Here is an 8,755-nt window from a genome sequence, read left to right on the forward strand (position 1 = left end):
GTCACCCGCAAGCTCCTCGCCGACGGCGACACGCCGGTCGCGCTCTACCGCAAGCTCGCCGCCGAGCGCCCCGGCACGTTCCTGCTGGAGTCCGCGGAGAACGGCCGAACGGCGTATCAGTGGTCTCGCTACTCCTTCGTGGGCGTCCGCAGCGCCGCCACCCTCACCGCGCGCGACGGCCAGGCGCACTGGCTGGGCACCCCGCCCGTGGGCGTCCCCGTCGACGGCGACCCCCTCGCGGCCCTGAGGGCGACCATCGAGACGCTCCACACGCCCCACGCGGAGGACCTCCCGCCGTTCACCGGCGGCATGGTCGGCTATCTCGGCTACGACATCGTCCGCCGCCTGGAGAAGATCGGCCCCGGCGAGCGCGACGACCTCCGGCTCCCCGAGCTGACCATGCTCCTCACCAGCGACCTCGCGGTGATGGACCACTGGGAGGGCTCGGTCCTGCTGATCGCCAACGCGATCAACCACAACGACCTCGACACGGGCGTCGACGAGGCGTACGCGGACGCGGTCGCGCGGCTCGACGCGATGGAGGCGGACCTCTCGCGCCCGGTCGCCCAGCCGCCCGCCGTCCTGCCGCCCTCCGAACTGCCCGAGTACACCGCCCTGTGGGGCGGGCCCGACTTCATGGCCGCCGTCGAGGACATCAAGGAGCGCATCCGCGCGGGCGAGGCGTTCCAGGTCGTGCCCTCGCAGCGGTTCGAGACGCCGTGCACGGCCAGCGCGCTCGACGTGTACCGGGTGCTGCGGGCGACCAACCCGTCGCCGTACATGTACCTCTTCCGGTTCGACGGGTTCGATGTCGTCGGCTCGTCCCCCGAGGCCCTCGTCAAGGTCGAGGACGGGCGCGCGATGGTCCACCCCATCGCCGGGACCCGGCACCGGGGGGCTACCCCGCAGGAGGACCAGGCCCTCGCGGACGAGCTGCTCGCCGACCCCAAGGAGCGCGCCGAGCACCTGATGCTGGTCGACCTCGGGCGCAACGACCTCGGGCGCGTGTGCGAGCCGGGTTCCGTGGAGGTCGTCGACTTCATGTCCGTCGAGCGGTACTCCCACGTGATGCACATCGTGTCGACCGTCACCGGGCGTGTCGCGCCGGGCCGTACCGCCTTCGACGTCCTCACGGCCTGCTTCCCCGCCGGCACCCTCTCCGGCGCGCCGAAGCCCCGCGCGATGCAGATCATCGACGAACTCGAACCGTCCCGGCGCGGCCTGTACGGCGGCTGTGTCGGCTACCTCGACTTCGCGGGCGACTCCGACACGGCGATCGCCATCCGCACGGCGCTGCTGCGCGACGGCACCGCGTACGTCCAGGCGGGCGCGGGCATCGTCGCCGACTCCGACCCGGTCGCCGAGGACCAGGAGTGCCGCAACAAGGCGGCGGCCGTGTTGCGGGCGGTCCACACGGCCAACCGGCTCGGCGGGAGCGCCTGACACGCCCGGCAGAGCCCTTCCGCGCCGGAAATGAACCCCGGGTGACGGAACGCCCGGGGTTCAGGCGATAGTGGGGTACGTGACTGCTGTGCCTCAACCCCGCCCCGGAGCCGGAGCCGCCCGCTCCGGACGTCGTAGCCTCGCCCTCGCCCTGCTCAGCGGGGCGCTGGGGGCGGCTGTCGCGTTGCTGGCCACCCGGCAGCGCTGGTCGGAGGGGACCGCGTCGGTCGCGGGCGGCGCCTTCCGGCTCACCGCGAAGGGCAGCGACGTCACGGGTGTGCCCGCGGCGCTCGCGATAGTGGGCCTCGCCGCGCTCGTCGCCGTCTTCGCCGTCCGCCGGGCGGGCCGCCTCGCCGTGTCCGCCGTTCTCGCGCTCTCCGGCGCCGGAATCCTGTTCGCCGCCATCTCCGGCGCGGACGACAGCTCCGCGCTCGACGAGCAGGCCGCGAAGGCGTCCGGTGACACGTCCGCGACGGTCGCCGCGCTCTCCCACACGGCCTGGCCGTACGTCGCCGCCGCCGGTGGCGCCCTGCTCCTGCTCGCCGGGCTCCTCGCCCTGCGCTACGGCCGTCTGTGGCCCGGGATGTCGGGGCGGTACGAGCGTGACGGCACGCCGCGGCCCCGCCGTACCGCCAAGCCGGCCGACCCGGACCGGCCCGAGGACATGTGGAAGGCGCTGGACCGGGGCGAGGACCCGACGGGGGCGGATCCGGCGTAGCGTTCGCCGGGCCCGTACGCACGCGTGGTCCCGTTGTGGTGAATCGGGCGCGGGCGCGGGACACCCCGGCGTCCCGCGCGCGGGTGCGTGCGGGACAATGTGGGTGAGCGTCCGGGTTGGGCGTCACATGGACAGCATGAGGAGCAAGTCATGGCGGGCAGCAGCCACGGTCACACTTTGGCCGCTTGGACCGGTGTCACGATCTGTTTCATCGGGTTCTGCGTCGCGGGCGCGTTCATGGTGATGGCGGAGCCGCTGGGTTTCTGGGCCGGCATGGTGATCTCGGTCCTCGGCGGTGTCGTCGGCCTGATCATGAAGGGCATGGGCCTCGGCCAGCCGAAGGGCTTCCGCGACCTCCCCGAGCACATCACCTACGGCACCCCGGCCAAGGCCGAGAGCTGACCCGACTCCCCCCGAGTCACGAGACTTCCGAGGGCGGCCCGGACACCGAGACGGTGTGCTGGAGCCGCCCTCGCGCGTGCGCGGGTGCTTTCGCCGCCCCCGCGGGCACAATGCGAGACATGACGACCGACAGCACCGAGAGCCCGGTGAAACCTTCCTCCGGCGTGTTCGCGCGTCTTGCCGTCCCCGCGGGGATCATGGCGGCCGTCGTGGGGGCGTTCGGATACGTCGCGACCGTCGACCCCAACGAGCCCGGGCACTACCCCGTCTGCCCGCTGTTCCAGCTGACCGGCGTGTACTGCCCCGGCTGCGGCGGGCTGCGCAGCGCGCACGCCTTCGCGCACGGGGACTTCCTGGGCGCGCTCCAGGACAATGCCGCCGCCGTGCTCGCCTATCTGGGGTTCGCCGTCGTGTGGACTGTCTGGGTGGTCCGCGCGGCGCGGGGGCGCCCCGCGCGCGTGGTGCTCGGGAACGCGCATCTGTGGGCGATCGGCGCGTTCCTGCTGGTCTTCACCGTTGTCCGGAACCTGCCGGTCGGTGGCTGGCTTCGGCCTTGATCGACGGGGGAATGTCCAGGTAGTGGGACCGGCGTCGGCCTGATGCGGGGCTCGTGCGGTACGGCGGATACCATCGCTGTCAAGGAAAAGTCACCACCCGGAAGGGGGCCACTCGCGTGAGTGTGCTCGACGAGATCATCGACGGAGTCCGTGCCGACCTCGCGGAGCGGCAGGCGCGCGTCAGCCTCGACGAGCTGAAGGAGCGCGTGGCCAAGGCTCCGGCGGCCAAGGACGGCGTCGCGGCCCTCAAGGGCGACGGCGTCAAGGTGATCTGCGAGGTCAAGCGCTCCAGCCCCTCCAAGGGCGCGCTGGCCGCGATCGCCGACCCGGCGGGCCTCGCCGCCGACTACGAGGCGGGCGGCGCCGCCGCGATCTCCGTCCTCACCGAACAGCGCCGCTTCGGCGGCTCGCTGGCCGACCTCGACGCCGTACGCGCGCGCGTGGACATCCCCGTCCTGCGCAAGGACTTCATCGTCACGTCGTACCAGCTGTGGGAGGCGCGCGCGCACGGCGCGGACATCGCGCTGCTGATCGTCGCCGCCCTCGACCAGCCCGCCCTGGAGTCCCTGGTCGAGCGCGCCGAGTCGATCGGCCTGACCGCGCTCGTCGAGGTCCACGGGGAGGACGAGGTCGAGCGCGCGGTCGCCGCGGGCGCGAAGGTCATCGGCGTCAACGCGCGCAACCTCAAGACCCTTGAGGTGGACCGCTCCACGTTCGAGCGCGTCGCCCCCGAGATTCCCGACGGCATCGTCAAGATCGCCGAGTCCGGCGTCCGGGGCCCGCACGACCTGATCGCCTACGCCAACGCGGGCGCCGACGCCGTACTCGTCGGCGAGTCCCTCGTCACCGGCAAGGACCCGAAGACGGCGGTCGCGGACCTGGTCGCGGCGGGGGAGCACCCGGCGATCCGGCACGGGCGCGCGTGATCACCCGTTAGGCTGACGACGATGACTCCCACTCCGGCCTCCCAGGAACGGCACGCGCGCCTCGCGCGCGGCTGCCGCCCCCGGGGCTGCCGCGCGCCCGCGCGCAAGGTGCACGGCCGGAGGGTGCGGTACGTCATCGGGGACGAACCCGGTCAGGTGAACGGCATGCGATGGCAGCGGCGCCCCGGTCTCAGGGGCGCGGGGGCCCGCGTGTCGTAAGTCCCCGTACCCCACGGCGAATTGATGCTTCTCCCATCCGACTCACCGTGAGGTTTTCGCATGTCCAGCGAGTTCTTCATTCCCGACCCCGAGGGTCAGATCCCCAGCGCCGAGGGCTACTTCGGCGACTTCGGCGGCAAGTTCATCCCGGAGGCGCTCGTCGCCGCCGTGGACGAGGTCGCCGTCGAGTACGACAAGGCCAAGCACGACCCGGAGTTCGCCCGCGAACTCGACGATCTGCTGGTCAACTACACCGGCCGCCCCAGCTCCCTCACCGAGGTGCCGCGCTTCGCGGAGCACGCGGGCGGTGCCCGGATGTTCCTCAAGCGCGAGGACCTCAACCACACCGGGTCCCACAAGATCAACAACGTCCTCGGTCAGGCCCTGCTCACCAAGCGCATGGGCAAGACCAGGGTCATCGCGGAGACCGGCGCGGGCCAGCACGGCGTCGCGACGGCCACCGCGTGCGCGCTGTTCGGCCTCGACTGCACGATCTACATGGGCGAGATCGACACCCAGCGCCAGGCGCTGAACGTCGCGCGCATGCGCATGCTCGGCGCCGAGGTCATCGCCGTGAAGTCCGGCAGCCGCACGCTGAAGGACGCGATCAACGAGGCGTTCCGCGACTGGGTCGCCAACGTCGACCGCACGCACTACCTGTTCGGCACGGTCGCGGGCCCGCACCCGTTCCCGGCGATGGTCCGCGACTTCCACCGCGTGATCGGCGTCGAGGCCCGCCGCCAGATCCTGGAGCGCGCGGGCCGCCTCCCGGACGCGGCGATCGCCTGCGTCGGCGGCGGCTCCAACGCCATCGGCCTGTTCCACGCGTTCGTCCCGGACGCTGACGTACGCCTCATCGGCTGCGAACCGGCGGGGCACGGCGTCGAGACGGGTGAGCACGCGGCGACCCTGACGGCCGGGGAGCCCGGCATCCTGCACGGCTCCCGGTCGTACGTCCTCCAGGACGACGAGGGGCAGATCACCGAGCCGTACTCGATCTCGGCGGGGCTCGACTACCCCGGCATCGGCCCGGAGCACGCGTACCTCAAGGACAGCGGTCGCGGCGAGTACCGCGCGGTCACCGACGACGCGGCGATGCAGGCCCTGCGCCTCCTGTCGCGCACCGAGGGGATCATCCCGGCGATCGAGTCGGCGCACGCCCTCGCGGGTGCGCTGGAGGTCGGCCGGGAGCTGGGCGAGGACGGCCTGATCGTCGTCAACCTGTCCGGGCGCGGCGACAAGGACATGGACACGGCGGCCCGCTACTTCGGCCTGTACGACACCGAGGGGGACTCCAAGTGAGCGGCAACATCGAGCTGTTGAGCGACACCCTCGCCGCCGCGAAGGCCGAGAACCGGTCCGCTCTCATCGCCTACCTCCCGGCGGGTTTCCCGACCGTGGACGGTGGCATCGAGGCGATCAAGGCCGTCTTCGACGGAGGAGCGGACGTCGTCGAGGTCGGGCTCCCGCACAGCGACCCGGTGCTCGACGGTCCGGTCATCCAGACCGCCGACGACATCGCCCTGCGCGGGGGCGTACGGATCGCGGACGTCATGCGGACGGTCCGTGAGGCGTACGAGGCGACCGGCAAGCCGGTGCTGGTGATGACGTACTGGAACCCCATCGACCGCTACGGCGTCGAGCGGTTCACCGCCGAGCTGGCCGAGGCCGGTGGCGCGGGCTGCATCCTGCCTGACCTGCCCGTCCAGGAGGCCGGGCTGTGGAGGGAGCACGCGGCCAAGCACGGGCTCGCAACGGTCTTCGTGGTCGCGCCGAGCAGCAAGGACGCGCGCCTCGCGGAGATCACGGCGGCCGGCAGCGGGTTCGTGTACGCCGCTTCGCTGATGGGCGTGACCGGTACGCGCGAGTCGGTCGGCGCGCAGGCGCAGGACCTGGTCGAGCGGACCCGGGCGACCCGCGACGACCTGCCGGTCTGCGTCGGGCTCGGGGTGTCCAACGCGGCGCAGGCCGCCGAGGTGGCCGCCTTCGCGGACGGCGTGATCGTCGGGTCGGCGTTCGTGAAGCGGATGCTGGACGCGCCGGACGCGGCGGCCGGGGTCGAGGCCGTGCGGGAGCTGGCGGCGGACCTGGCGAAGGGTGTGCGCCGGTCGGCGTAGCGCTCGGAACGCCCGGTAAGTCCGGGTTTGCGGCTTCTGTTCGGGCGTAACGGGTGAATCGGTCACTCGATCGAGTGGTCCTGGGACGGGGGAGGCGCACTGCGTCTCCCCCGTTCGTTTGCGGGGTGTGAGCGAGAAGAATCGAGTGGGAAAGCTGTCGGCGCGGGAGCGGCTGGCGGTCGAGCGTGAGAAGCAGAAGGCCGCCGACAAGCGGCGCAAGGTGCTGATCGTCGGGGCGAGCGTCGTCGCCGTGCTGGGGGTCGCGGCCGGTATCGGGGTCGTCGCGGCGAACGCGGGCAAGGACGGCGGGGACAGCGCGGGTCCGGTCGTCGCGCCGTCCGGGGCCAACGGCAAGGACGCGCTGGCCATCCCCGTCGGCAAGGAGAGCGCCAGCTCCACGCTGACCGTGTGGGAGGACTTCCGGTGCCCGGCCTGCAAGTCCTTCGAGACGGCGTACCGCTCGGTGATCCATGAGCTGACCGGCGCGGGGAAGCTCAAGGTCGAGTACCACCTGGCCACCCTCATCGACGGGAACCTGCGCGGCAGCGGGTCCCGGAAGGCGGCCAACGCGGCGGCCTGCGCGCAGGACGTCGGGAAGTTCCCCGCGTACCACGACGTGCTGTACGACAGCCAGCCGCAGGAGACCGACGACGCGTACGCGAAGGAGGCGAAGCTGATCGAGCTGGCCGGGAAGGTCGACGGGCTCGACACGCCCGCCTTCCGGGCATGCGTGGAGAAGGGGACGCACAACGCGTGGGTGAAGAAGTCCGCCGCCGCGTTCAGCAGCGGAGGGTTCGGGGGGACGCCGACCGTGCTGTTCAACGGGAAGAACATCTACCAGGACCAGTCGATGACGCCGGCGAAGCTGAAGCAGATGGTGGAGGAGGCCGACAAGGGGTGAGGGGGGTTTCGGGCGGACGGTTCCGGCGCGGGGCCGGTCGACAGGGGATCGACAGGTGTTCCCCCGTGTTTGACCCGCCCGTTATGCAGCCGTTGCCGGGCCGCCCGTCGTCGGTCCGGTCCGGCAGGGTAGCGTCGACCCTGCCATGGAACTTGCCTACATTCCCAGCCCGTCGCGCGGGGTCATCCACCTCGGACCCATTCCGCTGCGCGGCTACGCGTTCTGCATCATCGTCGGCGTCTTCGTCGCGGTCTGGCTCGGCAACAAGCGGTGGGTCGCTCGGGGCGGCCGGGCCGGGACCATCGCCGACATCGCCGTCTGGGCGGTGCCGTTCGGGCTCGTCGGGGGGCGGCTGTACCACGTCATCACCGACTACGAGCTGTACTTCAGCGAGGGCCGGGACTGGGTCGACGCCTTCAAGGTCTGGGAGGGCGGCCTCGGGATCTGGGGGGCCATCGCGCTCGGGGCGGTCGGTGCGTGGATCGGGTGCCGGCGGCGGGGGATCCCCATGCCGGCGTACGCGGACGCGGTGGCGCCGGGTATCGCGCTCGCGCAGGCGATCGGGCGCTGGGGCAACTGGTTCAACCAGGAGCTGTACGGCAAGGCCACCGACCTTCCCTGGGCCCTGCACATCACGTCCTCCGCCGACGGCCGTGTCCCCGGGTACTACCACCCGACGTTCCTGTACGAGTCCCTCTGGTGCGTCGGCGTCGCCTTCCTCGTCATCTGGGCCGACCGGCGGTTCACGCTCGGGCACGGGCGGGCGTTCGCCCTCTACGTCGCCGCGTACTGTGTCGGGCGGTTCTGGACCGAGTACCTCCGCGTCGACGACGCGCACCACGTCCTGGGGCTGCGCCTCAACAACTGGACCGCGCTGCTGGTCTTCCTGCTGGCGGTGGCGTACCTGGTGATCTCCGCGAAGAAGAAGCCCGGCCGCGAAGAGATCGTCGAGCCGGGGGCGCTGGAGGAGAAGGCCGAGGCGGAGGCCAAGGCTTCCGGGGAGGCGGCGGAGAAGGCGGAGGACGCCGAGGCCGACGGCGACAAGACCGGCAAGGCCGACGGCGATGAGAAGGCCGACGCCGGGAGCGAGTCGGCGAGCAAGAAGAGCTAGCCGGTTCCACGACGGTGAGGGCGTCCGGGGTTTCCCTGGACGCCCTTCGTCTTAGCCAAGAGAGGGCTCAGGCGTCGGTCAGGGACAGAGTCCTGTGGGCCGCTTCCAGGATCGCCTTGTCGATGAAGGTGCCGTCCGGGAGGGCTTGGGCGCCCTCGGTCGTCGCCGCCGCTTTGACGACCGACTCCGCCTTCTCGATCTCCTCCCGCGTGGGAAGGTAGGCCCGTTCGATGACCGGGAGCTGGCGGGGGTGGATGGCCGCTCTGCCCAGGAAGCCCAGGGCTCGGCCCGCCGCGCTGGTGGCGGCCAGGGCGGTGAGATCGCGGGTGTTGGTGTGGACCGACTGGGGCGGGGGCGGGAG

The 8,755-nt window shown here is 71.9% G+C and carries 11 protein-coding genes; 10 read left to right on the forward strand and 1 reads right to left on the reverse strand.

Features of this window, described 5'->3' with window-relative positions:
• The 10 genes from AOK24_RS02195 to lgt form a co-directional block, all read left to right on the forward strand.
• A partial coding sequence (locus AOK24_RS02195) for an anthranilate synthase component I (protein WP_055718337.1) occupies nt 1–1,443 on the forward strand: 1,443 nt, incomplete at its 5' end.
• Between the two features lie 70 nt (nt 1,444–1,513).
• Nucleotides 1,514–2,161 carry a TIGR02234 family membrane protein gene (locus tag AOK24_RS02200; protein WP_079056637.1) on the forward strand — a complete coding sequence of 216 codons (648 nt, stop codon included), beginning with the start codon at nt 1,514–1,516 and terminating at the stop codon, nt 2,159–2,161.
• Nucleotides 2,162–2,311: 150 nt separating this feature from the next.
• On the forward strand, nt 2,312–2,563 hold the full coding sequence (locus tag AOK24_RS02205) for an HGxxPAAW family protein (protein WP_055718338.1): 252 nt from the start codon (nt 2,312–2,314) through the stop codon (nt 2,561–2,563).
• A gap of 110 nt (nt 2,564–2,673) precedes the next feature.
• Nucleotides 2,674–3,120: a DUF2752 domain-containing protein gene (locus AOK24_RS02210; protein WP_055718339.1), complete on the forward strand. Its 447-nt coding sequence runs from the start codon at nt 2,674–2,676 to the stop codon at nt 3,118–3,120.
• 116 nt (nt 3,121–3,236) lie between these two features.
• Nucleotides 3,237–4,046, forward strand: coding sequence for an indole-3-glycerol phosphate synthase TrpC (gene trpC / locus AOK24_RS02215; RefSeq protein ID WP_055718340.1), 810 nt, complete (start codon nt 3,237–3,239; stop codon nt 4,044–4,046).
• A 21-nt stretch (nt 4,047–4,067) separates the two neighbouring features.
• Nucleotides 4,068–4,265: a tryptophan biosynthesis modulator TrpM gene (gene trpM, locus AOK24_RS45315; RefSeq protein ID WP_079056638.1), complete on the forward strand. Its 198-nt coding sequence runs from the start codon at nt 4,068–4,070 to the stop codon at nt 4,263–4,265.
• Between the two features lie 60 nt (nt 4,266–4,325).
• Entirely contained in the window at nt 4,326–5,567 is a 1,242-nt protein-coding gene (trpB, locus tag AOK24_RS02220) for a tryptophan synthase subunit beta (protein ID WP_055718341.1), read from the forward strand.
• Nucleotides 5,564–6,382 carry a tryptophan synthase subunit alpha gene (trpA, locus tag AOK24_RS02225; RefSeq protein WP_055718342.1) on the forward strand — a complete coding sequence of 273 codons (819 nt, stop codon included), beginning with the start codon at nt 5,564–5,566 and terminating at the stop codon, nt 6,380–6,382. The genes trpB and trpA overlap by 4 nt, the downstream gene beginning before the upstream one ends.
• Nucleotides 6,383–6,509: 127 nt before the next feature.
• Nucleotides 6,510–7,283, forward strand: coding sequence for a DsbA family protein (locus AOK24_RS02230; RefSeq protein ID WP_055718343.1), 774 nt, complete (start codon nt 6,510–6,512; stop codon nt 7,281–7,283).
• A gap of 145 nt (nt 7,284–7,428) precedes the next feature.
• A complete protein-coding gene (lgt, locus tag AOK24_RS02235; protein WP_055718344.1) occupies nt 7,429–8,394 on the forward strand; it encodes a prolipoprotein diacylglyceryl transferase in 966 nt (321 codons plus the stop codon).
• A 67-nt stretch (nt 8,395–8,461) separates the two neighbouring features.
• Here lgt and AOK24_RS02240 read toward each other — a convergent pair.
• Nucleotides 8,462–8,755, reverse strand: a 294-nt coding sequence (locus AOK24_RS02240) for an HpcH/HpaI aldolase/citrate lyase family protein (protein WP_159051770.1), incomplete at its 5' end; no start/stop codon positions are given.

Source organism: Streptomyces niveiscabiei (assembly GCF_001419795.1).
Classification (GTDB): Bacteria; Actinomycetota; Actinomycetes; order Streptomycetales; family Streptomycetaceae; genus Streptomyces; species Streptomyces niveiscabiei.

Excerpts from the sequence above, each read along its gene's own strand:
- trpB (WP_055718341.1), top strand. The coding sequence starts at position 4,326 with ATGTCCAGCGAGTTCTTCATTCCCGACCCCGAGGGTCAGATCCCCAGC.
- trpM (WP_079056638.1), top strand. The coding sequence starts at position 4,068 with ATGACTCCCACTCCGGCCTCCCAGGAACGGCACGCGCGCCTCGCGCGC.
- lgt (WP_055718344.1), top strand. The coding sequence starts at position 7,429 with ATGGAACTTGCCTACATTCCCAGCCCGTCGCGCGGGGTCATCCACCTC.
- AOK24_RS02205 (WP_055718338.1), top strand. The coding sequence starts at position 2,312 with ATGGCGGGCAGCAGCCACGGTCACACTTTGGCCGCTTGGACCGGTGTC.
- AOK24_RS02210 (WP_055718339.1), top strand. The coding sequence starts at position 2,674 with ATGCGAGACATGACGACCGACAGCACCGAGAGCCCGGTGAAACCTTCC.